Genomic DNA, 23,695 nt, shown 5'->3' with positions numbered 1-23,695 from the left:
ACCGGTCGCGGTCTTGCTATGTTCTGGACTTCCCGAAAACGCTCACCTTAAGCTTGCCAAAAGCGGCCGCTGCAGCGGCCGCGCACGCAAGGCTACGATTTGCAAACGCGTGGCGTGGCATGCATTGGCGAAGCCGCAGCGAAGCCATGCGTCACGAGCCCGCCTCGGCGCGCCGCGCAAAAATGCGCCGCGTCAAATCGAACGCCACGAGATTGCCGGCCACCACCAGCAACAGCCCGAGCACTGCCAGCGCGGACCATCGATACCCTTCGAACACGGTCGACACCGCCAGCGCCACGATCGGAAACAGCACCGTGCAGTAAGCGGCCCGTTCGGGGCCCATGCGTCCGACCAGCATCAGATATGCCGTAAAGCCGACCACTGAGCCGAACACCGCGAGATAGGCAAGCGCGCCGAGATAACGCACGGACGGCTCGACCGCGAAAGACATGCCGGCCAGCGCGCTGCCCAGCGTCAGGATGCTGGCGCCTATCAACATCGCCCAGCTGTTGGTGGCAAACGGATGCAAGCCCATGGATTGCATGCGGCTAGACAGCAAATTGCCCGCCGAAAAACACAAGGTCCCGAGAAACGCGACCGCGAGACCCAGCCATGCCGCGTGATCGCCCAGGTGTCCCGCCATCTGCTGAACGAACAGACAGACGATGCCGACGAGCCCCAGCAACGCGCCGGCAATGGCGGTCGGTTGCAGCGGCCGGCCCATGAAGAGGCGTCCGTTGATGGAGTTCAGCAGCGGCGCGGTGGAGAACACCACTGCGACGAGGCCGCTCGGCACGACCTGTTCGGCGTAGTAGAAGCACAGAAAGTTGACGCAGAAAAGCGTCACGCCTTGCGCGGCCAGCAGGCGCCACGCGGCGCGCGGCGGCCAGATCGGCCGGCGCATGATGCGCAGCAACGCGAACAGCAATAACGCGGCGATCCAGAACCGCCATGCAATCGATACCGGCGGCGGCACGGTGCCGAGTTGCCATTTGATCGCGATCCACGTGGTGCCCCAGATCAGAACGGTGGTGGCATAAAGCAAAAGATTCATGGTCGAACCTGCGGCAGGGAATACGGATACTTGACTATGCGACAGCGAAGCCCGTCGCACTTGTCCAGGATTGCGCACTTTTTCGTGTCGACGAGCCATCGCACAGCGCTCGCCGTATACTGACGCTCATTCCGTCACACCAAGCATTGCGCCCGTTTTCCGTGAACGCCAGTCCACCCGCCCCCGTGATGCCCGCTACCGGAACGCCGTTCGGCCTTCAGTCGGTCTGTCATACGCTGAGCAGCGCCAACGCGAATCTGGACCGCTTCGCGTGGCTCGGCGATGGTCTCGCCATCGCCCTCTGGACGCGCAACACGAAGGAAGCGGAGACCGTTTACGAGCGGCCCGGCCATCACACGTTGTCGTGCTATCTGGATGGCGGCTATCGCACCGAGCGCCAAAAAATGCCGGGCCACTATGGCGCGCCGTCGCGGCTTTGCGCGCTGCCTGGCGAACACGAGTCACGCTGGTGGGTGCGCGGCTACATGCATTTCATGCATCTGTATTTCCTGCCCGAGCACTTCACGCAGCGCGCCGTTCAGGAACTCGACCGCGAGCCGCGCGAACTGACGCTCGCCGATCGCACCTATTTCGAAGACGCCCGCATCGCCAGCTTGTGCCAATCGCTCGTCAACGAAGATTGGCAACAGCCCGATGGTCTGCTGCGCACCAACGAAACCGCGCACGAGGTGCTGAGTCTGCTGCTGCATGCGCAAGGCGTGCGTCGCGCCGGCGCATCGCTCAAAGGCGGCTTGTCGGTGGCGACGCGCCGCCGGCTGCGCGACTACATCGAAAGCCATCTCGCGCAGACGCTCACGCTTGGTGAGCTCGCCGGCGTCGCGGCGTTGTCGGAGTTTCATCTCGCGCGGATGTTCCATACGTCGTTCGGATTGCCGCCCGCCGCGTGGATCGCGCAGCGCCGGCTCGGACGCGCCCGCACGCTGTTGCGCACCACCGCGCTGCCGCTCGCGCAAGTCGCCGAGCAATGCGGCTATGCGAACGCCAGCCATTTCAGCCACCGCTTTCGCGAGAGTGTCGGCGTGGCGCCGACCGCGTATCGGCAGGCCGTGGGCGGCTGAGCGTGGGGAGCGCCAGGCGTACTGCGCGTTATTGCAACGCCATCGCCAGCACGCGCGCCACGTGGATCGCCTCAACACCCGCGCCATCGTGAATCTGGTGCCGGCAACTCGTGCCGTCGGCAACCATCAGCGTGTTGCCGTCGATCTTGCGCACCGCCGGCAGCAGCGATAGTTCCGCCATCGCCTGCGAAGTCGCGTAGTGTTCGGCTTCATAGCCGAAGCTGCCGGCCATGCCGCAACAGGACGACTCCACCGTCGACACCTTCAGCCCGGGAATCCATTTGAGCACGGTCTGCACGGGCGTAAACGCGTCGAACGCTTTCTGATGACAATGACCATGCACGAGCGCCTCTTGCGTCGCCAACGGCTTCAACGCGAGTTGCAAGCGGCCGGCCTGTTCCTCGCGCACCAGAAACTCCTCGAATAGAAACGCTTGCTGCGAAAGCCGTCGCGCTTCCTCGCCGAAGCCATAGTGCAGGAACTCGTCGCGCAACGACAGCAGACACGACGGCTCCAGCCCAACCACCGGCACGCCACGCTCCACGAACGGCCTGAACAGATCGAGCATGCGCCGCGCTTCCTGCTTCGCTTCATCGACCAGGCCCGCGGCGAGGAACGTGCGGCCGCAACATACGGGCCGCTCGCCGTCGCGCTTGTTGAAGTGCACCGTGTAGCCCGCAGCCTCCAGCACTTGCTGCGCGGCGCGTGCGTTGTCGGGCTCAATGTTGTCGTTGAAGGTGTCGACGAACAGCAGCACCTCTTTCAGCGCGCCGCTTTCTGCCCGGCTTCCCGCCACGCTTGCGGCCGCATTGCCCGCCGCATTGCCCGCAATCGCGCCCGACAGGAACGACTTCCTGAAGCGCGGCAAATGCCGCTGCGGCGCGAATCCCACGGTCCGCTTGAGCCACGCCGATAACACCGGCACGTTGTCGACCAACTCAATCAGCCCCGCGACGCGACTCGCCGGCGCGGCATAGCGCGGCATGAAGGCCACCAGCCGGTCACGCAGGCGCAGCCCGTGCCGCTTGACGCGCGCTGCGCGCGCCTCGATCTTGAACTTCGCCATGTCGACGCCGGTCGGGCAATCGCGCTTGCAGCCCTTGCACGACACGCACAGATCGAGCGCGTCCTTGACGTCGTCGCTCGCGAGGCCGGCTTCGCCGAGTTGACCCGACACCGCAAGACGCAACGTGTTCGCCCGTCCTCGCGTGACGTGCTGCTCGTCCTTCGTGACGCGATAGCTCGGGCACATCGTGCCTGCGTCGAACTTGCGGCAGTGGCCGTTGTTGTTGCACATCTCGACGGCCTTCGCGAGACCGCCGGACAGATCGTTGCCGGTGCCCGGCAAGGACTCCTCGCCCGTCAGCGGATCGCGTTCGACATTCCACGCCGACCAGTCGAGCGCCGTGTCGATCCGCTGCTCGCGGTAGCCTGGTGCAAAGCGGAAGTTGCGCGCGTCGTCCATCTTCGGCGGACGCACGATCTTGTCGGGGTTGAAGCGGTTATCCGGATCGAACAGCGCCTTGATTTCACTGAACGCCTGATTCAGCCTCGGCCCGTATTGCCAGGCCACCCATTCGCCACGGCACAGGCCGTCGCCATGCTCGCCCGAATAGGCCCCCTTGTACTCGCGCACGAGTGCCGCCGCTTCGTTGGCGATTGCGCGCATCTTCGCCGCGCCGTCGCGCCGCATGTCGAGAATCGGCCTCACGTGCAGCGTGCCGACACTCGCATGCGCATACCATGTGCCCTCCGTGCCGTGCCGATGGAACACCTCGGTCAGACGGCTAGTGTAGTCGGCCAGATGTTCGAGCGGCACCGCGCAATCTTCGATGAAGGAGACCGGCTTGCCGTCGCCCTTCATGCTCATCATGATGTTGAGCCCGGCTTTGCGGACCTCCCACAAGGCTTTCTGCTGGTTCGCGTCCGGCATCTCGACGACCGAACCGGGCAAGCCCAGATCGGCCATCAGCTCCGTGAGCTGCTTGAGCGACGCGAGTTGCGCGCCGCGGTCCTCGCCCGCGAACTCCACCAGCAGGATCGCTTGCGGTTCGCCGACCAGCGCGCGGCCGATCACGGGACGGAACGCCGGATTGCTCATCGCCAGATCGATCATCGTGCGATCGACCAGTTCCACCGCCACCGGCTTCAGCTTGACGATATGTTGCGTCAAAGCCATCGACTGCTGGAAGGTCGGGAAGTTGACCACGCCAAGCGTCTTATGCACGGGCAGCGGCGCGAGCCTGAGCGTCAGTTGCCGGCTGAATGCCAGCGTGCCCTCCGAGCCGACGAGCAGGTGGGCGAGGTTCGCGACGCCGTCGTCGGTATAGGCGCGCGGGTTCTGGCAATCGAACAGGTCGAGGTTGTAGCCCGCCACGCGACGCAGGACCTTCGGCACACGCGCGACGATTTCGTCGCGCTCGCGTTGGGCGATTCGAGTCACGCCCGCGAGTATCTGCTGCAGCCTCGTGCCTTGCGGCGCCTCGCGCAACGAGGCAAAACGCGCTTGGCTGCCGTCGGCGAGAATCGCGTCGATCGCGTCGACGTTGTGCACCATGTTGCCGTACTCGATCGAGCGCGAGCCGCACGAGTTGTTGCCGGCCATTCCGCCGATCGTGCACTGCGCGGCCGTCGACACGTCCACCGGAAACCATAGCCCGTGCGGCTTGAGCCATGCGTTCAGATGGTCCAGCACGACGCCCGGCTCGACCGTCACCGTGCGCGCGTCGGCGTCGAACGCGACGATGTTGTTCAGCCACTTGCTGGTATCGACCACCAGCGCTTCGCCGACCGTTTGGCCACATTGGCTCGTGCCCGCGCCGCGTGCGAGCAACGGCACTTTCTCGCTGCGGGCGATCTCCAGCGCGATGCGCAGATCGTCCTGGTCGCGCGGCACCACCACGCCGACCGGCATGATCTGATAGATCGATGCATCGGTCGCATAACGGCCACGGCTCGCCGCATCGAACAGCACATCGCCGCGCAGCGACTTGCGCAGATGCTGCGCAAGCGGACTCGTCAGGCGCGCGGCGGACGTAGCCCCGGTGCGCACCAGATGGATCGGCTTGACGAGTAAAGTGGAACTAGGGTTCGTCATATCGTCGTCTGTCGGAAAGCGGCCAAAAAAACGTTTAGTACAACGTCAGATTGACCGGTGCGAGCCCTTCGATGTGTCCGCTCGCCGTGCCCGCCGTAGCCGGAAAAAACATGCCGGTGTACGAACCGGCGGTGACGACCATCTCCGGCGTCACCGCGATGCCACGCGAACTCGCGTGATTGACGAGCCACGTCAGCAGGCGTCGCGGATCGCCGGCCGGATTGGCGGGCGTCATCTGAACCACATCGTGTCCGTCGAAGTTGAAACGCAACAATGGCGCGACGAACGGAAAATCCTCGCGATACGGCACAAATTCGCCGACGATCAGCGCGCCGTGATTCTGCAAGTCCGCAAGTTGCGCGAGCTTGTCGATGTCGGGCCACGCGGCATAACGGCTCGCGACGATTTCGATAGTCGCGCCGATCGACCCGATGCCCGCGCGCACTTCGTCTTCGCCATAGGGCGTGGTGGACGGCTCGAAGCGGCGTCCAAAGCGAAACGCGATTTCCAGTTCGAGCCCGAGCGGCGCGAAGCCTTGGCGCGAAAGACGCGCGCCGTCGGCATGCAGATCGGCGTCCGGCAACGGCGCGCCCTGGATCGGACCGGTCGCGGACTTCGCGCCGATCTTCCAGCCGCCGATCCGCGCGCCCGACAGCGCGAGGATGTCGTGCTGGATCGCGTAGGCCGCGTCGGCGTCGGCCGGGCTCTGCTCCGGCGGCAGCGTGTCGAGCGTGAGTCGGTCGCGGCGTGCGTCGGCAAGACGCCGGCTAAGTGATGGAGTCATGGCTTCAATCGCAAACAGAAAAGGAACGGTGCAGGGCTTATACGCCCAGGCTGGCGGAGACCTTCGCGCTGTCCGCCGGATCCAGCGCGAACCTGCTTTCCGGCTGCATGCGGAACGCGAGCACCACGCCGACGCCCATCAACAGCATGCTGCCGACGAACGGCAAATCCCAGTTGCCGAAGTGGTCGATCAGAAAGCCGCCGACCACCGGCGAGATGATCGCGGCCGATGCCGAGCCTGTGTTCATCATGCCGCTCGCGGTGCCCGAAAACTGCGGCGCGATGTCCATCGGGATCGCCCACATCGGACCGATCGTCATTTCGGCGAAGAAGAAGCCCGACGCAAGACACGCGATCGACAGATAGAGGTCATGCGTGAACATCAGCGGAATCAGCGAGAGCAGACAGAGCAGCATGCAGACCGACACCATCCAGCTACGTGCGCGTTTCAGACTGCCGGTGCGCTTGAAGATCCAGTCGGTCACGATGCCGCCGAGCGTATCGCCGATCACGCCGGCGAAGAACACCACCGAAGCGAAGATCGCCGACTTCTGCAACTGCAGGTGATGGTTATGCAGGAAGTACAGTGGAATCCAGCTCAGGAACAGCCACAGCGTCCAGCCGTAGCAGAAGTACACGATCGTGACCGGCGCCATGCGGCGAAACAGCTTGCTCCACGGCACGCCCGCGGCCTTCGGCTTGGGTGCGGGCAGCACGGCCAGTTCTTCGGGCGTGATACGCGGATGATCCTTCGGATGCTCGGTGAAGGTGACCGCCCACACGACGACCCACAACAGGCTGAGCGCGCCGCAGATATAGAACGATTCACGCCAGCCCCAGTTCGCCATCACGAGCACGATCAGCGCCGGCGCAACCGCATTGCCGACACGCGAAGCCGCATGCGTGATGCCCTGCGCGAAGCCGCGTTTTTCTTTCGCGACCCAGCGCGACATTGCCGACGTCGCGGCGGGAAACGTCGCGCCCTCGCCAAAGCCGAGCAACAGCCGCGCGGCGAGCAACGACGCGAGGCCGCCGGCGAAGCCGGTCAACACCGTGGCAACGCCCCAGATCGCGCCGCAAAAGAGCAGCGTACGTTTCGCGCCGAAGCGATCGCTCACCCAGCCGCCAATCACCTGGAACAGCAGATACGGATACGCGAAGGCCGAGAACACCAGGCCGACCTGCGTATGCGTGAGCTGGAATTCCTTGCCGAAACCGGCCGCCGCAGTGCTGACGTTGACGCGGTCGAGGTAGGTGATGAAGTACATGATGCATAGCATCACAAGAACAATACTGGTCGCACTGGTCAATCGAAACCGCTTCATCGTCTCTCTCCATTGCATGTGTCGACGGCGCGCCTGAAGTGACGCGCTGCGTCGTTGCCCGCCAGCGGCACATGCTGTGGGCGCATTGCATGTCGTGCCCCGTTCTATGCGCGGCTCTTTTCAAGGAAGTGCTCCCCGCCATCTCCTTGCGGCGTACTGCTTACTGCGTGTTGCGTGTTGCGTGTTCCTTGCCTGCTCTTTGGCTGCAGTTTCAAGGCCGACCACCGGCCGTCTGATGCGTGTGCCAGACGATTGCCGCACTCGCCACACTCACGCAGCGGCTTTCAAACCCGAGGCTTTGGTCGGCTGGCTCAACCACTCCATAGCGGCAGGCAAGCCACTCTCCTTTAGCGACACACCCGCAAGCCGCAGACCCATTTCGCAACCGGCCAGCGTGGCGAGCAGCATCAGGTCGTTGCAATCGCCGAGATGGCCGATGCGGAACATGCGGCCTTTCAGCTTGCCGAGGCCCGTGCCGAGCGACATGTCGAAGCGTTCATAGATGAGCTTGCGCACCGCATCCGCATCGACGCCGTCGGGCATCACCACGCCGGTGAGCACCGGGCTATACACGGCAGGGTCCGCGCACTGGATCTCGAGACCCCATGCGCGCACCGCGCGGCGCGTGGCTTCGGCGAGACGCTCATGACGGGCGAACACGTTGTCGAGCCCTTCGCCGAGAATCATCTCGAGCGCCTCGGACAGCCCGTAAAGCAGGTTCGTGTTCGGTGTGTACGGCCAGTAACCGGTCTTGTTCATCTCGACGATTTCGGTCCAGTCCCAGAAGCTGCGCGGCAGTTTCGCGTGCTTGCTGGCGGCCATCGCTTTCGGCGAGATCGCGTTGAAGCTGATGCCCGGCGGCAGCATCAAACCTTTTTGCGAACCCGATACCGTCACGTCGACGCCCCATTCATCATGACGATAGTCGGCACATGCGAGGCCCGAGATCGTGTCGACCAGCAGCAGCGCCGGATGGCCCGCGGCATCGATCGCATGGCGCACGGCTGCGATGTCGGAAGTGACACCGGTGGAGGTTTCGTTGTGCACGACGCACACCGCCTTGATCGTGTGTTGCGTGTCGGCGCGCAGACGTTCCTCGATCATCTGCGGCTGCACCCCGCGCCGCCAGCCTTCGATACCCGGCAGACCGAGAAACTCCGGCTTCAGGCCGAGGTTTTCCGCCATCTTTTTCCACAACGTCGCGAAGTGGCCGGTTTCGTACATCAGCACGGCGTCGCCGGGGCTCAGCGTGTTGGACAGCGCCGCTTCCCAGGCGCCCGTGCCGGATGCCGGATAAATCACCACGGGTTGCTGGGTCTTGAAGATTTTCTTGATGCCGTCGAGCACCTTCAGACCGAGTTCGCCGAACTCGGGACCACGGTGATCGATGGTCGGATAGCTCATCGCCCGGAGGATGCGGTCGGGCACCGGGCTCGGACCCGGGATCTGCAGGAAGTGGCGGCCAGCGGGGTGGAAGTCTAGCTTGAGCATTGCGCTCCTCCGATTGAATTTTGCATTCAAAAAACTATATCAGACGAACTGTGACGGTCCCAAGGCGAAAATTGCGGGCGGAGGCCCCGTGTTTACCCGCGCTATTAACTAAGTCTGGTCCTTCCGATAAAATCCTTAGTTACACGATGTCGAGGGTTTTTGTATGCAAAATTCGGATTTCAACGCGGGTATGAGCGTTCCCCCGCTGATGCCGAAGGTCGAGCGTCAGCGCTTGCATGACACGGTGGTGGAGCACATCCGCCGCTTCATCGTCGAAGGGGTGCTGGGGCCGGGCAAGAAACTGAATGAGCGGGAGCTGTGCGAAACGCTCGGCATTTCGCGCACGCCGTTGCGCGAAGCGCTCAAGGTGCTAGCCGCCGAGGGGCTGATCGAGATCTCGCCGAATCGGGGCGCGTCGGTGTCGAAGATGTCGGAGGCGGAGCTGCGGGAGACCTTCGAATTAATGAGCGGGCTCGAAGCGTTTTCCGGCGAACTGGCGGCCGAGCGGATGACCGCGGCCGAGCTTGCCGAAATCAAGGCGTTGCACTACGCGATGCTCGCGTGCCGCGCGCAAAACGATCTGCCGGGTTACTACAGCCGCAACCAGGCGATCCACGACAAGATCAATGAAGCGGCGAGGAACTCAGCGCTGCGGCAGATGTATATCGCGGTGAACCGGCGCTTGCAGGCGCTCAGGTTCCGCTCGAACTTTCAGACTCCCAAGTGGGACAGCGCGATTCACGATCACGACGAAATGCTGAAGGCGCTCGAAGCGCGCGACGGCAAGAAGCTCAGCGCAATTCTCCGGCAGCATCTGCTCGACAAGCGGGATGCGGTTTTGCAGGTGCAATCGCAGGAAGCGGCGGCGGCTTCGCCGGTGAAGACTTAGGGCATCTGAAGAAGATAAGCGCGTGGCGTCGTGACGATTGGCATCGTCAGACGCTCGCGCCGAACGCAAAACTTGTCCACGTAAAATGTTGGCAAGCCTGTGGACAACCGTCGCACATCGCAGCCAAGTAGTTGATACAGCGACAATATATTCGCGCGGCTCATGCGTAAGCATCACGCGAGCATACGCGGTCGGTCACGGCGGAAAATCCGTTTAGCAAGGACGCCGTATGACGCGCGACGGATCCGACCGCTAGTTGTCCACATAAATTGGGAACAAGCCTGTGGAAAACCTGCGCACAGGGCTGCCAAGTAATTGATGCCACAGGCCTAACTGTCGCCGGCTCAGCCGCGAGCAGGCCTCGCCGCATCCTGTCTTGCACACATATCGACGTTGCGCATGTCGACGAACTGCCCGCGTGATCCGACGCACGATCACTGCGCCATTTCCCTGCGCCGCAGCGACTCCGGCAAGCCACACAACACGATCAGCGCGCACACGACGCTCATCGCACCGATCACATACAACGCCGGCGTCGTGCTCCCGCTCAGATCCATCACGCGGCCCACCATGATCGGACTGACGATCCCTCCAAGCTGTCCGAGCGTATTGATCAACGCGATCCCACCGGCCGCGCCGGCGCCGGTCAGGAGCTTCGGCGGCAGTGCCCAGAACGCCGGAATCGACGCCACCACGCCCGCCCCCATCACGGCCAGCGCGACGACCAGCAACGTGGTCTGCTTGTCGAAGAACCCTGCGGCGAAGAAGCCGACGGCCGACATCATCAGCAGCCCGAACACGAACTTGCGCCGTTCGCCGGTCGCGTCGGACAGGCGCCCCACCACCACCATGCAGATCGCGCCGCACACATAAGGCACCGCCGTCAGCAGGCCGATCACGGTCGGATTGTGCGTGCCCGCCACGCGAATCAGATGCGGCGCCCAGAAATTCAATCCATACGACGCCACCTGAATCAGGAAGTACACCAGCCCAAGCGTCAGAAAACCCGGCGTCCTGATTGCGCCCATCAACGAATGGCCGCTGGCCGGATGAAGACTCTGGCGCGCAATCTGCCCCGCGAGCATCGTCTTTTCCGACGACGACAGCCAGCCCGCATCCTCGATACGATCCTTCAGCAGCTTCAATACCAGCAACCCGAGCACCACACACGGCAGGCCACCGAGCAGGAACAGCCAGTGCCAGCCCGGCATGCCGAGCACACCGTTCATGTGCCCGATCACGAGGCCCGCGAGCGGCGCACCCACCAGCCCCGAAAACGCGGACGCCAGAAACAGCATCGACGTGATGCGCCCGCGATAGGCCGGCGGAAACCACAGCGTCAGGTAATACAGCACGCCGGGTGCGAAGCCCGCTTCCATCGCGCCGATCACGAAACGCAGTCCATAGAACTGCCATTCGTTACTGACGAACACCATCGCCGCGGTCGCCAGTCCCCACGAGATCATGATCCGCGCGATCCAGCGCCGCGCGCCGACCTTGTACAGAAACAGATTGCTTGGCACTTCGAACAATACATAGCCGATCACGAACAGGCTCGCGCCGAGACCATACGCGGTATCGGACAGGCCGAGATCGCTCTGCAACTGGAACTTCGCGAAGCTGATGTTGATGCGGTCGAAGAATGCGAACAGATAGCAGATCATGATCAGCGGCATCAACCGCCACGCCACTTTGCGGATGATGGCCGCGACTTCATCCGCGCTATGCTCACGGCCGCCGCTTGCGACTGCGCCCAGGTCACTCATGCTTGTCTCCAATGCCGGATTCGGCGATGCCGTCCGGTCGTTTGATCGGTTAGGGGTGGATCAGATCTGCAGAACGTATTCAGGTACGGGATGCAGGTCGCGATTGCGGCCCGCTTTCGCCAGTTGCCCCGGCACGTCGTGGCCGAGCAGCGCAGGCAAGCCGCGTGACAACGCGATCAGCTTGTCCAGGTCGATTGCCGTGGGGATGCCCATTTCGTCGCACAGATTCACGAGGTCTTCCGTGCAGATGTTGCCGGATGCACCCGGCGCGAAAGGACAGCCGCCGAGACCGCCGAGCGCGGCGTCGAAGCGGCGCGCGCCCGCTTCGTAGGCCGCCAGCACATTGGCAAGGCCGAGGCCGCGCGTGTTGTGGAAGTGCAGCGTGAGCGCGGCGGCCGGCACCCGTTCGAGCACACGCGCAACAAGCCGTGCCACCTGGCGCGGGTTCGCCATGCCGGTCGTGTCGGCGAGCGTGATGCCCTCGATGCCCATCTCGCGATACGTATCGACAATGCCGACCACGCGGTCTTCGTCGATCCGCCCTTCGAACGGACAGCCGAACGCGGTCGCCACCGACGCGTTCAGCAGCACGCCCGAGCCCTTCACATGCCGCACGATGTTGTCGAAGGCCATCAGCGACGACTCGCAACTCATCCGCATGTTGGCGCGGTTGTGCATCTGACTCGCGGACATCACCAGGTTCAGTTCGTCGGCGCGCGCCGCGAGCGCGCGCTCGGCGCCCTTCAGGTTCGGCACCAGCGCGACATAAATCACGCCGGCGCGCCGCACGATCTGCTGGAACACGGCCTCGCCGTCACGCAGTGCCGGAATCGCTTTCGGCGACACGAACGAGCCTGCCTCGATGCGCGTGAAGCCCGCAGTCGACAGCGCGTCGATCAGCGCGATCTTGTCGGCGGTCTCGACCCATGTGGGCTCGATCTGCAAGCCGTCGCGCGGCGCGACTTCCTGCACGATCAGTTTGTCGAAACGGGTAGCGTCGATCGCGGCGTTCAGTGTGGCGTTCATTGCACGGCTCCTTCGCGGCGCAGCCGCTCGATATCTTCGTTGGCGAAGCCAAGCGCACTCAGTACGCTGCCAGTGTGCTCGCCGAGCGACGGACCTTGCCAACGCACTACGCCCGGCGTATCCGAGAGCTTCGGCACAATCCCCGGCATCTTCACCGACGCGCCGCCCGGCAGTTGCGCTTGCAGCACCATGTCGCGCGCCTGGTAGTGCGGATCGGCAACGATGTCGGCCACCGAATAGATGCGGCCCGCCGGTACTTCGGCGCGTTCGAGCGCGGCCAGCACGTCTTCGGTCGCGTGGTGCGAGGTCCACGCGGCGATCGCCTGATCGAGCATCGCTGACTGACGCACGCGACCGTCGTTGTGCGCCAATGCGGGATCGTCGGCGAGATCGGCGCGGCCGATCAGATGCATGAGGCGCTTGAAGATCGGATCGCTATTGCCGGCGATCACGACGTAGCCGCCGTCTTCGGTGCGATAGGTGTTTGACGGCGCGATGCCGGGCAATGCGCCACCGCTGCGTTCGCGCACGTGGCCGAGCAGATCGTATTCGGGCACGAGGCTTTCCATCAGATTGAACACGCTCTCGACCAGCGAGACATCGACCACCTGGCCTTCGCCCTGGCCCGTCTTCACACGCAGCAACGACATCAGCGCGCCGATCACGCCATGCAGCGAAGCGAGCGAATCGCCGAGGCTCACGCCGACGCGCGCCGGCGCGCCGTCCACTTCGCCGGTCGTATAGCGAATCCCGCCCATCGCTTCGCCGATTGCGCCGAAGCCCGGTCGGTCGCGATACGGACCGGACTGGCCATAGCCGGAAATGCGGACCATCGTCAGTTTCGGGTTGATCGCGTGCAATACGTCCCAGCCGAGCCCGAGCTTTTCGAGCGCGCCGGGCCGCAGATTTTCGATCACCACGTCGGCATCGGCGGCAAGCCGCTTGACGATCTCGACGCCATCCGCCGATTTCAGATTCACGCAGACGGACTTCTTGTTGCGCGACTGCAGATACCACCAGAGCGAGGTGCCCTCGTGCAGCTTGCGCCATTTGCGCAAGGGGTCGCCGGTTTCGGGCGCTTCGATCTTGATGACGTCGGCACCGAACTCGGCCATGAGTCGCGCGGCAAACGGCGCGGCGATGAGGGTTCCGATCTCGACGACGCGGATACCCTGAAGAGGTCCACCCATGATGCTGTCTCCGAAGCTGGTTTCGTGTTGGGAGACAGCTTAGGTGCGGCGTGGCGGCAGCGTCCAACCGCAAATCGCCAACGACCGTTCGCGAACCGCGAACGCTCAGCGTCTGGCCGCGGCCGGCGGGGCTTCGGGAGCGGTTGAGGCATCGGCCGCTTCAATCGTGCGCAGGTGGTCGAACAGCAGGCGGCTTACCGGCGAGAGCGCCTCGACATCGCGCACCACCAGCACGAGACTGCGTCTCGCCCAGTCGTCTTCGAGCGGCACGCCGACCAGTCCGAGCGGGCGGCCCATCAGTTCATACACCTTGTGCGGCAACACGCCGACGCCCATGCCGGCCTGCACCATCCGGCAGACCGCGTCGAACCCCGGCACGTGGATGCGTAGCCGCAGCGGCTTGCCGGCGAGGCGCGCGGCCATGTGGGTGCGGGCGTTGATCGAGCTCGCGGCGTGCAGGCCGACGTGATCGCCATCCAGCGTCTCGGCGAAGGCCACGCTGGTGCGCGCCGCCAACGGATGATCGTCGCGCATTACCAGCACCAGCGAATCGTGGCGATAGTGCTCGACGTGCAGATCGCGGGCGTCGGCGTCGCCGGAGCAGATGCCGAGGTCGGCGAGGCTGTCGTCGACCGCTTCGACTACGCCGCCACTCGGCCGCTCTTCGAGATCGAGCTTGACGCGCTCGTGCTGCAACTGGAACGCGCGCAAGTCCTCGGGCAAAAACTCGACGATCGCCGACAGATTGGCCATCATCCGCACGTAGCCGCGCACGCCGCTCGCATGGCCGGCCAGTTCGATGCCGATGTTCTCGATGTCGCGCATCACTCGGCGCGCGTGATGCAGCAGCGTCTCGCCCGCGGGCGTCAGCGTCATGCCGCGTGCGTTGCGCTGGAACAGTGTCGCACCGACCGCCTGTTCGAGTTCGAGCAGACGCTTGCTCGCGGCCGAGACGGCAATCGCCTCGCGCTCGGCGGCACGCGTGAGCGTGCCTTCTTCGTAGACCGCGAGGAAGAGTTGCAGCGTGGTGAGGTCGAGTTTTCGAAGCAGGTTTTTGATTGCCATCGCAGGACGCCAGAGGTTCTGTCAGTGGTAATCATCCTCTAGCTGATGGCGCACCGCCAGCACGGTGACTGTTTGACTGTGCTGCGCTTCAGGACTGGCGATCACGTCGTCAGCCGGAAATAATCGCCGCTCTCGCTCTGCTTTGCATCCTCACGCGACGCATGTCCTCTCAAAAATGCAGTGTGCGAGAATGACCGCGTTTCGCCAGCCAACGACCAAAGGAACGACATGACCACCACTTCTCCGATTCGCGCGATCGTCACCGGTCACACGCGCGGCCTGGGCGCGGCGCTCGTCGAACAGCTGGTCGCGCGCAATGTCACAGTGCTTGGCTTGTCCCGCTCGCGTCATGCCACACTCAAGGCGCGCTTTGCGGCACAGCTCGAAGAGATTGAACTGGAACTGGCCGACCCTACGCGCGTGGCGCAATGGATCGCGACCGATGCGCTGCGCTCATTCGTCAGTGGCGCGCAAACGGTCCTCCTGATCAACAATGCGGGCACGGCGCAGCCCATCGGGCCGATCGCCCAGCAGGACGCGGCCACTGTCGCGAGCGCGGTGAGCCTCAACGTGGCGACGCCGCTGATGCTGGCCAGCGCACTCGCCACCGCCGCCGTCGATGCGAGCGACCGGCGCATCGTGCACATTTCCAGCGGCGCTGCCCGCAACGCGTATCCGGGCTGGAGCATCTACTGCGCGACCAAAGCTGCGCTCGATCATCATGCGCGCGCCGTCGCGCTCGACGCGAATCGCGCGCTGCGTATCTGCAGTCTCGCGCCAGGCGTGGTCGATACGAACATGCAGGCGGAGATTCGCGCTAGCGGCGAAGAACAGTTCCCGTTGCGCGCGAAGTTCGACGACCTCAAAAGCAGCGGCAAGTTGTCGACGCCTGAACAATGCGCGACCCAACTGATCGACTACGCGTTCAGCGATGCGTTCGGACAAATACCGGTCGCCGACATTCGCGAGATCGCCAAAGCGGGTTGATGAGCGGTTGATGAGCGGCTTGGCGAGCCGCCCCCGCGCTTCCCGAAAAGCCTCACCTTTGACACACAGCGGCGCGGTTGCGCGCAGGCCGCCGACCGGAGATGTCCCGAAAACGCTCACCTTTCGAGCTTGCGGGCAGGGCGCAAAGGCAAGCTGGGCCTGGAGCGACGGGCTCGAAACAGGCTACTCCCGCAAACCCTCACCTTTGAAGCGGCCGCACTATTCTGCATCCCCAGGTAAGCCGTTGTGGGCGGCCTGCTTCGCGCACGGTGATCGAAAAAGCCTGCGTGGACTCACGTATCGCGCGGCCCGCGCAGACTCCCGAATATCCTCACCTTAAGCAAGCGGACCCATGCGTCGGTACGTGTCGTTGTACTCGCGCCGTGCGGTTTACGCCTGCAAATAGGGGGTTTCCGCAGTCGCTGTGCCCGCGCAACCGCGCTTTGAACACGGCGCGCGCACCACTCCCGGAAACCCTCACCTTTCGCGAGTCGGACCGAACCCGCAACGTTTAGCCCGCCAGTTTGCGGAACGTTTCCAGCACCGCATCGCCCTTGAACGGCTTAACGATCCAGCCTTTGACACCGGCCGCCTTGCCGCGCTCCTTCATCGCCGGGCTGCTCTCGGTCGTCAGCATGATGACGTTCACGGTCGTGTTGGCGAGTTCGCCGCGAATTTTCTCGACCATCGTCAGGCCATCCATGTTGGGCATGTTGACGTCGCTGATCACCAGCCTGATGCCGGGGCTGGACTTCAACTTCGCGAGGCCGTCCTTGCCGTCCACCGCCGTGTCGACGGCCAGACCGTTCTTCTTCAGAAAGCCGGCCACTTCGTCGCGCACCGTGCTCGAGTCATCCACCACCAGAATTTTCGACATGTTGTCTGCTTCCTATGACACTACTCAAGTTGGAGCGCGGCGCCCGCATGTTGCCGGCCGGCTCGTTTACGTTCATTGCACTTGCCGCTCGCGGCGGTGCGCGCAGTCACGCTCAAAACAATTCCAGCTCGCCGCTGGTTTCTTCGCTCGCGCTCGTGTCCGCAATGAAGTCGAGCGGCGCATGCGCGCACACGCACACGGTCGCGGCGAGCCGCACCGTACCGTTGAGCACGATCGAGTACGACGACAGCAGACCCGGCTTCAATTCGTGCAGATACGGCACACAACGCGCGCTCAACACATACGGCGTCGACATGCCGAGGTCGGGAAAATAGCGCAGCAGTTCCTGGTTCATCGCGCCACAACACAGATTGCAGATTTCCAGAAACGCTTCCCGAAACGGCCGTTCGTCGGCATCGCCCAGGTAGTAGCGGCGCGTGCTGTCGTCTTCGTCGAAGTGCAGAATCAGCAGTAGCCGGAACGCGATCGAAGAAATGGTCAGCACGACCACCTGCGTGTCGCCTGTTGTGCCGCCTGTTGTGCCGCCTGTTGTGCCGCCTCTCGTGTCGGCGCTCGCTTCGGCGAGTGGCGCGATCTCGCACGAGTCGGCGGAATCCATCGGCAGACGCGTCTGCGCGGCCTTCTGAAAAATGCGCTCGAAGCTGTCTTTTGCGTGGGCCGAAATCACATCGGCACCTCATCGAGCTGCGCATGGAACTGATTCGCGAGCGATTCGACGCTGGCAAGCGACGCCGCGATCATCTTGCCGCCCGCCTGGATGTCCTGGAACGTCGAGGTCGTGGTCAGGTCGTTGCGGTGCAGGCTGTCGCGATAGCTCTTCGACAACTCCTCGGAGCGCCCCGCGAGCGCACGCACTTCGCTCGCCACCACCGCGAAGCCGCGGCCGGCCGGACCCGCACGCGCCGCTTCGATCGATGCGTTCAGCGACACGATCACCACATGCCGCACGATCGACGACAGCTCCAGGTTCTTTGCATGCATGTCGTGGTTTTGCGTCATCAGCGAGATCATCTGCTCGTGCCAGCGCTCGAACGCCGCGCCGAGTTGCTTGAGACGCGCGGCTTCGCCGGCGATCCGGTTCGCCTGGTCAATCCACTGTTGCCGGTTTGCGCTCACGGCGTCGAGCGTCGCGCGCAGTGCGTCGGCGCTGGCCGACTGCTGCTGCAACTCTTCGCGCAGCTGCGCGGTCACCGCGTGCAACGCCTGCTCGGCCTGCTCGCGTTCGCGGATCGCTTCGCGATGCGCCGTCTGCCCGGCTTCGAGCATGTCGAGCCGCGCTTGTGCTTCGGCGCGCAAACGCGCCGTCAACTTCGCGCATTGCAGCTTGTGCGCGGCCCATGCCAGCAGCGCGGTCAACGCGCCGCCTGCCAGCGCCGCCAATAAATACTGTCGAATCACAACCATTCCTTGCGAAGTCCGTACCCAGTTTCGTCGATCAGCGCTCAGCCCGCGATCGCGTCGAGTTGCCGCGCACCGGCTTCGCCGCGCGCCTGACCACCCAGCGTATCGACTGCGACATGCTCCGGCAGGCAGACGATGGTCTGAAACTGACGGAACGGCGCGCCAGCATGGCTATCGGTAAAGCGCAGTTCGATACGGCCGTTCTCGCGCCGCACGAAATCGCGCACCGCGTCCATGCCGACGCCACGGCCCGAGACTTCAGTGACGGTTTGCGCGGTCGAGAAGCCTGGTCGGAAAATGAAGTCGGCGATGGCTTCGTCGCTAAGCCTGTCGTCATCGCCGATCCAGCCGCGCTCCACCGCGATGCCGCGAATCCGTTCGAGCGCGAGACCACGGCCGTCGTCGCTAAGCGTGATCTGCAATGCGCCACCGTCCACGCCCACTTCGATATCGATCGTGCCCGCCGGCGTCTTGCCCTGGGCGCTGCGAGCGTCCGCGGTTTCGATACCGTGGTCGATCGAATTGCGCAGCAGATGCACGAACACATTGCTCAGCGTGCCGCCCGCATCGCCGCGCAGACGGTAGCCGTTATCGTCGATCCGCACAGCCGGCGCCGGCTTGCCCAACTCGCTCGCGAGCGACGGCAGCGAGTCCAGCACGCCGGACAAAGCGTCGCGCACGCTTTCGCTGCCCAGCGCGCGCAGCGTGCGGCGCAGCGCATCGCGCATCGATTGCAGTTCGTGGAGTTCGCCGGCCTCGGTCTCGTCCAGCATGTTCAGCGTGCGCTGGATCTCCGCCTTGTCGACCATCACATAGCGGCCCGCGTTGCCCGCCTCGCTCGCCTGACTCTTGCCTTTGCGGCCCAGGCTCTGTTCGTTGATCTTCGCGTAGCTCTCGATGGCCTCGCGCACCCGCGTCAACTCCTGCATCAGATGCTCCTGATCCCACGAGCGATCCGCATCCGGCTGGCGCAGTTCGTGATAGCTGCGCTCGGTCTCGTGAACGATGTTCGTCAGATGCTGCAGGTTGTAGGTTCGCGCGTTGCCCTTGATGGTGTGCATGTTGCGGAACAGCTCGGCAATCGCCGTGTGATCCGCCTCGGAGTGCTTGCGAATGATGCGCTCGTTCTCGCTGACAAAGCCAGCCGAGCTTTCGATGAAGTGATGGAACTTCTCCTCGCTGATCGCGAGGATCTCGCCGATCATGTCGAGCCGGCGGCGTTGTTCGCTCGCTTCGGCCGCCAGCTTGCGCAGTTCGGTGACGTCGCGCACGCACAGCATCAGGCGCACCACGACGTCTTCTTCGTCGGTAATCGCCGACCAGCTCAGGTCGAGTATCTTCACGCGGCCATCGGGCATGCGCTTCGAAATTTCGCCAACCAGCAAATGCTGATTGAACGCGAAGTTGAGGCAATCTTCGCCGAGACACGCGTGGGTTGCCGCATCGATCTGCGACAGCGCATCGGCGCCGAGGTCGGTGTCCGCGAAAACCAGATCCATCATGCCGCGCCCGGCGATGTCCGTGGTCTCGAAGATATCTTCCAGATACGCCGAGTACTCCGAATGAACCACCGCGCCATCGATCACCGTCAGAATGCCCTGCTGCATGTTCTGCAACATCGCCTGAATGTCGGCGGTCTTCTGTTTGAGCTGCGCGGAGCTTTCCTGGATCTTCTCTATCATGCCGTTGAAGGCGACGATGGAGTGACCGATCTCATCGAGCCGACCGACCGGCACGCGGCGCGTGAAGTCCTGGCTCGACGCGATTTCGCTCATCATGGCCTGCATGCGGCTGAGCGGGCGCGTGATCTGGCGATAGAGCAGCGCGCCGATCGACGTCAGCAGGACGATCGCGATGCAGGTGACGACGGCAATCGCCGTGGTCGTCGTCGCGAGCGTGGCGTTCAGCGAAGTGATTGCGTCGTCCTTCTCGCGATTCTTCTCGACCCGCAAGGTCTCGACGATGCCTTCGAGTTCGTCGCGATACTGCGCGACGTTGGCGAACAGATACGCCTGCGCCAGTTCGTTCTTGCCGTCCGCTTTCATTTTTGCGGTCTCGGCGATCGCGGCGAAATAGTTCTCGAGGCTGTCCTTCGCCTGCGCGACGAGACCCTGCTGCGCGTGGCTCGCGGCCTGGCCTGCCTGCAACGCGAGCGCCTGTTGCAGCGAGGCTTTTTTCTTCTTCAACTCGTCCTGTGCCTGGGCGACCATGTTGGCGTCGGGCGCGACGACCAGCGTCATCGTGGCGAGCTGCACGTCCTTGACTTGCGACACGAGATCAGCAGAGGCGAGCGCGCTGGGCACCACGCCCTCGGTCACCTTGCGCACTTCGGCGGCGCTGCCGCGCGTCTGGTAGACGGCATAGCCGCCGATCGCCGACAACGCGACGAACATCAAAACTACCAATAGCGTAATCCGATGACGGATCGTCATTTGAACCCCCGGGTGCTGGTCTTTGCGTCCGCCCTCGATCGGAGCGGCGCGTTATGTGCGAAACATGGTCTGACTTGCAACTACCGAGTATTGCCCGCCCATATTACTGAGCGATGACTACGCGGTTTTCGCACGCACCCGAGGGGTTAAATTTAGTTCTAAAGTTTTTGTGCGCATGGCCGTTAAAAGATGGCCTTCGATTTTGCGGCTCGAACGCCGTCATTCTGGTCGGCCAGTGGCGCCAGTTCCAAAACGAGCATCTGTGCGGATTCGTTCAGCTCGGCCACCCAGGTTCGCAGGAAAAACATGCGGACTGGCGCGCTCAACCGCGCCCCCGTATTTCCTCACCTTTGCATCTGAAGTGCGCCGACCGGTGGCCATATTCTCACCTCGCCAGCTCCCGAATCTTCTCACCTATCGGCGTTCAGCCATGCGCCCAGCTGTCGCCCAGCACCTTGTACAACGTCACGGCGTTCGACACTTCCTTGAACGCGGTCTGAATCGCGCTTTCGTAGTCGGCCACGTCGATCTGCTTGTCGATCTTCGCGAGATCGAGCGACGCATTGTTGCTGCCGTAATCGAAATTCGGCACCGATACGCTCGGCGCGAACGCTCAGCCGCCTGTGCCAGCAGTGAATCGATTTCAGCCGTGAACCGATTGGAGAGGGTCGAACGACTTCCTGGAAAAACTCACCTCGCCGCAGGTGCGGACTCAGCGTCGCAATCGCTCACCTCCTGGAATCACTCACCTTGGTCGACGCTCTCCTGGAACGTCTCACCGTGACCTGTCGGGGGCTGCCTTTCACGGTGCGATTCGATGCCGCGAACCACTCACTTTCTGGCGAACCGGCAGCCGTCTCCTGAAAGTCCTCACCTATGGGTCACAGGCGATGCGATCTCCTGGAACTCCTCACCTTTGCCGCTAACGCCCTCATCTCCTGGAAGTCCTCACCGTTCATCGTGATGCCGTCATTCCCTGGAAATCCTCACCATCCTGGAACGGCTCACCTTTGGATGCATTGACCGCGCCTCGTATCCCGGAACAAAAATGTTTCGACCTTCGCGCACGGAGCAGAATGTCCCGCTGTACTCTTGACATCAACACCGCAGCGTTCCCGTTCCAGCAGACGTCAGCCAGGGAGCATCCGTGAACATTCGCTATACAAGGAAGAACGGCAGCATCGCGATCGGCGCGGTCGTCGCTACTTCGTGCGGGCTCGTCGCGGCCATTGCGCTGGTCGTCGCCAACGATCCGACGCTCGTGCTGGATGCCGTAGCTCGCGTCGGCTGGGGCATCGCCGCCATCGTGGCGATCCGTGTCGTCATCATGGGGTTGACCGGTGTAGCCTGGGGCCGGCTCGTCCGTCCGCTGACGCAGCAAGGCTTCGGGGTGTTCGTGTTCCTGCGCTGGGTGCGCGAGGCGATCAACGTGCTGCTGCCGGTGGCCTCGTTCGGCGGCGACCTGATCGGCACGCGGCTGCTGACCTTCTGGGGCGTGGCGGGCGGCCTTGCCGGCGCGTCGATCCTCGTGGACCTGCTGATCCAGGCTTTTGCCCAGTTCCTGTTTACCGTCGCGGGGTTCGGGCTCCTCGTCGCGGGCGGCCGCGGCGGCACGATGGTCCAGTGGCTCGCGACCGGTCTTCTGATCGCGGCGGCGGCTCTCGGCGGCTTCTACGTCGCGCAGCGCTTCGGGCTGTTCGATCTGATCGAGCGCGGCATGCTGGTTGTGGCCCGCTGGTTGAAGGCATCGTTCGGCAGCGAGCTCAGGCTGCACCACAACCTGCAGCGCATCCACGCGAACAGGACGGCCATGCTGGGTTCGATCTTCGTCCACCTCGCGGCCTGGTTCCTCGGGGTGGCGGAGATATGGATCGCGCTCGCATGCATGGGCGCCGAGCCGACCTTCGCGCAGGCGCTGGTGTTGGAAAGCCTCGGCCAGGCGATACGCGATGCGGCCTTCCCGGTGCCGGGTGCGCTCGGCGTCTAGGAGGGCGGCTTCCTCCTCCTCGGCCAGATCTACGGGCTGCCGGCGGAGGTGGCGCTGGCGCTGTCGCTGTCGCTGATCAAGCGGGTACCCGACGTCGCGCTGGGCTTGCCGGGGCTATTGGCCTGGCATCTCACCGAGACGCGTCACCTGCTGTCGACCCGCCGGGCGGCATCCGTGCCGGCCGACGAAACCGCATCTGATGTTCTGCCGCAAGTTCGTTCCGCTGAGAAGCAACCGACAGAATCTTCGATGGACAGCCAGGTCAAGCCAGACGTCACCGTTCCGCTGCCGCCGGATCGGACGTCCGAAAACAGCACCCGGTCAACTCGTGGAACCAGTGGGACCCGCTCGAACCGACGTGCCGAATGATAGTCGGGCGCGGCTCGGCGTCATTCAATGATCAGTGAGAAACGTCGGATGACTCTCGCGGATCTGATCGATCTGACTCAGCGTGCCTGAGAGATGCTTGCGCACCGCGACCTGCGCAGCCTCAGCGTCGCCCTTTTCGATTGCATCGAGAAGTTCAGTGTGTTCGGCGACGACGGCCATCGTCTTGCCTTCCACGGGCAGGTGCAGGCGACGCAGGCGGTCGATATGTCCGCTCAGGCGCCGGACCAGATCCCACAGCTGCGGCACGGCCGCCGCCTCGTACATCTGCCGGTGAAACGCCTGGTCCATGAGCGAGAACTCCTCGTATCTCTCCAGATCGCTCAGCCGCTTCTGTTCGGCAATCGTGGAACGAAGTCGATCGATCAGTTCATCATCGTGTCGTTCGGCGAGCGAGCGCACGACTTCCAGTTCTATCGCCCGCCGTAAAAAATGCGCCTGCAGTGCTGACGCTACACTGATGCGGCTCACCACCGTCGCGTGCTGCGGGTAGATGTCGACCAGCCCTTCCTCTCCGAGTTTCGTCAGCGCGTCCCGCACGGGCGTCTGGCTCAAGCCGTACTGTGCCGCCAATTCGGCGCGTGACAGTACGGTGCCCGGCGCCAATTCGAGCGACACAATCATTTCGCGCAGCCGTTCGAAGACCTGCGGCGCGGCGTGGCGCGAACGGTCCAGGCGGGTCGGCATAGGAGGGGCATCGCTGAACTTCATGGATGACTCGACTCGATGGGATGGGCCGGATTTTACCAGGCACCCCATCGCTAAGATACTAGTACGTCCGTTGCCTTGGTTGTAGCACGCCCGAGGCCGGTTCGACCTGGTATTTCCCATCATCCAG

Annotated in this window: 19 protein-coding genes and 1 pseudogene; 5 read left to right on the top strand and 15 right to left on the bottom strand. The window is 63.7% G+C overall.

The window, feature by feature from the left end:
- Positions 1-151: 151 nt before the first annotated feature.
- A complete protein-coding gene (locus BN2475_RS23280) occupies positions 152-1,054 on the bottom strand; it encodes a DMT family transporter (RefSeq protein ID WP_094781841.1) in 903 nt (300 codons plus the stop codon).
- 188 nt (positions 1,055-1,242) lie between these two features.
- On the opposite strand from BN2475_RS23280, the gene BN2475_RS23275 reads away from it, so the two are divergent.
- Entirely contained in the window at positions 1,243-2,133 is an 891-nt protein-coding gene (locus BN2475_RS23275) for a helix-turn-helix domain-containing protein (RefSeq protein WP_218023718.1), read from the top strand.
- 28 nt (positions 2,134-2,161) lie between these two features.
- Here the strand turns inward: BN2475_RS23275 and BN2475_RS23270 are convergent, their stop codons facing one another.
- The 4 genes from BN2475_RS23270 to BN2475_RS23255 form a co-directional block, all read right to left on the bottom strand.
- Positions 2,162-5,230: an FAD-binding and (Fe-S)-binding domain-containing protein gene (locus BN2475_RS23270; RefSeq protein WP_094781840.1), complete on the bottom strand. Its 3,069-nt coding sequence runs from the start codon at positions 5,228-5,230 to the stop codon at positions 2,162-2,164.
- 34 nt (positions 5,231-5,264) lie between these two features.
- The gene (locus BN2475_RS23265; RefSeq protein ID WP_094781839.1) at positions 5,265-6,014 is read right to left on the bottom strand and encodes a 2-keto-4-pentenoate hydratase; all 750 of its coding nucleotides are present in this window, start codon (positions 6,012-6,014) and stop codon (positions 5,265-5,267) included.
- 37 nt (positions 6,015-6,051) lie between these two features.
- Positions 6,052-7,338, bottom strand: a complete 1,287-nt coding sequence (locus BN2475_RS23260) for an MFS transporter (RefSeq protein WP_094781838.1) — start codon at positions 7,336-7,338, stop codon at positions 6,052-6,054.
- A 270-nt stretch (positions 7,339-7,608) separates the two neighbouring features.
- The gene (locus BN2475_RS23255) at positions 7,609-8,829 is read right to left on the bottom strand and encodes a pyridoxal-phosphate-dependent aminotransferase family protein (RefSeq protein WP_094781837.1); all 1,221 of its coding nucleotides are present in this window, start codon (positions 8,827-8,829) and stop codon (positions 7,609-7,611) included.
- Positions 8,830-8,992: 163 nt separating this feature from the next.
- Between BN2475_RS23255 and BN2475_RS23250 the strand changes: the two genes are divergently transcribed.
- Positions 8,993-9,718 (top strand): GntR family transcriptional regulator, encoded by a 726-nt coding sequence (locus BN2475_RS23250; RefSeq protein WP_094781836.1) that lies wholly within the window; start codon positions 8,993-8,995, stop codon positions 9,716-9,718.
- 434 nt (positions 9,719-10,152) lie between these two features.
- Here the strand turns inward: BN2475_RS23250 and BN2475_RS23245 are convergent, their stop codons facing one another.
- From BN2475_RS23245 to BN2475_RS23230, 4 genes are all read right to left on the bottom strand, one after another.
- On the bottom strand, positions 10,153-11,484 hold the full coding sequence (locus BN2475_RS23245; protein WP_094781835.1) for an MFS transporter: 1,332 nt from the start codon (positions 11,482-11,484) through the stop codon (positions 10,153-10,155).
- A gap of 60 nt (positions 11,485-11,544) precedes the next feature.
- The gene (locus BN2475_RS23240; protein ID WP_094781834.1) at positions 11,545-12,510 is read right to left on the bottom strand and encodes a hydroxymethylglutaryl-CoA lyase; all 966 of its coding nucleotides are present in this window, start codon (positions 12,508-12,510) and stop codon (positions 11,545-11,547) included.
- On the bottom strand, positions 12,507-13,700 hold the full coding sequence (locus BN2475_RS23235; protein WP_094781833.1) for a CaiB/BaiF CoA transferase family protein: 1,194 nt from the start codon (positions 13,698-13,700) through the stop codon (positions 12,507-12,509). Before BN2475_RS23235 ends, BN2475_RS23240 begins: the two co-directional genes overlap by 4 nt.
- Before the next feature lie 105 nt (positions 13,701-13,805).
- Positions 13,806-14,765, bottom strand: coding sequence for a LysR family transcriptional regulator (locus BN2475_RS23230; RefSeq protein ID WP_094781832.1), 960 nt, complete (start codon positions 14,763-14,765; stop codon positions 13,806-13,808).
- 228 nt (positions 14,766-14,993) lie between these two features.
- Between BN2475_RS23230 and BN2475_RS23225 the strand changes: the two genes are divergently transcribed.
- A complete protein-coding gene (locus BN2475_RS23225) occupies positions 14,994-15,752 on the top strand; it encodes an SDR family oxidoreductase (RefSeq protein WP_094781831.1) in 759 nt (252 codons plus the stop codon).
- Positions 15,753-16,263: 511 nt separating this feature from the next.
- Here BN2475_RS23225 and BN2475_RS23220 read toward each other — a convergent pair.
- The 5 genes and pseudogenes from BN2475_RS23220 to BN2475_RS23200 all read right to left on the bottom strand — a co-directional run.
- Positions 16,264-16,629 carry a response regulator gene (locus BN2475_RS23220; RefSeq protein WP_094781830.1) on the bottom strand — a complete coding sequence of 122 codons (366 nt, stop codon included), beginning with the start codon at positions 16,627-16,629 and terminating at the stop codon, positions 16,264-16,266.
- A 112-nt stretch (positions 16,630-16,741) separates the two neighbouring features.
- The gene (locus BN2475_RS23215; protein WP_094781829.1) at positions 16,742-17,317 is read right to left on the bottom strand and encodes a hypothetical protein; all 576 of its coding nucleotides are present in this window, start codon (positions 17,315-17,317) and stop codon (positions 16,742-16,744) included.
- A complete protein-coding gene (locus BN2475_RS23210) occupies positions 17,314-18,048 on the bottom strand; it encodes a methyl-accepting chemotaxis protein (RefSeq protein WP_094781860.1) in 735 nt (244 codons plus the stop codon). The genes BN2475_RS23215 and BN2475_RS23210 overlap by 4 nt, the downstream gene beginning before the upstream one ends.
- A gap of 44 nt (positions 18,049-18,092) precedes the next feature.
- Positions 18,093-20,483, bottom strand: a complete 2,391-nt coding sequence (locus tag BN2475_RS23205) for an ATP-binding protein (RefSeq protein ID WP_094781828.1) — start codon at positions 20,481-20,483, stop codon at positions 18,093-18,095.
- 466 nt (positions 20,484-20,949) lie between these two features.
- A pseudogene (locus tag BN2475_RS23200) lies at positions 20,950-21,126 on the bottom strand (TolC family protein); the annotation flags it as partial.
- Positions 21,127-21,630: 504 nt separating this feature from the next.
- On the opposite strand from BN2475_RS23200, the gene BN2475_RS23195 reads away from it, so the two are divergent.
- Both BN2475_RS23195 and BN2475_RS23190 read left to right on the top strand, forming a co-directional pair.
- Positions 21,631-22,470: a lysylphosphatidylglycerol synthase domain-containing protein gene (locus BN2475_RS23195; RefSeq protein WP_094781827.1), complete on the top strand. Its 840-nt coding sequence runs from the start codon at positions 21,631-21,633 to the stop codon at positions 22,468-22,470.
- A gap of 48 nt (positions 22,471-22,518) precedes the next feature.
- Positions 22,519-22,839, top strand: a complete 321-nt coding sequence (locus BN2475_RS23190) for a hypothetical protein (protein WP_094781826.1) — start codon at positions 22,519-22,521, stop codon at positions 22,837-22,839.
- A gap of 24 nt (positions 22,840-22,863) precedes the next feature.
- Here BN2475_RS23190 and BN2475_RS23185 read toward each other — a convergent pair whose 3' ends face one another.
- Positions 22,864-23,568: a GntR family transcriptional regulator gene (locus BN2475_RS23185; protein ID WP_094781825.1), complete on the bottom strand. Its 705-nt coding sequence runs from the start codon at positions 23,566-23,568 to the stop codon at positions 22,864-22,866.
- Positions 23,569-23,695: the final 127 nt, after the last annotated feature.

This window comes from Paraburkholderia ribeironis, from assembly GCF_900019265.1.
Classification (GTDB): Bacteria; Pseudomonadota; Gammaproteobacteria; order Burkholderiales; family Burkholderiaceae; genus Paraburkholderia; species Paraburkholderia ribeironis.
The sequence above is the reverse complement of the archived record's forward strand: the minus strand, read 5'-3'. Positions and strand labels throughout refer to the sequence as shown.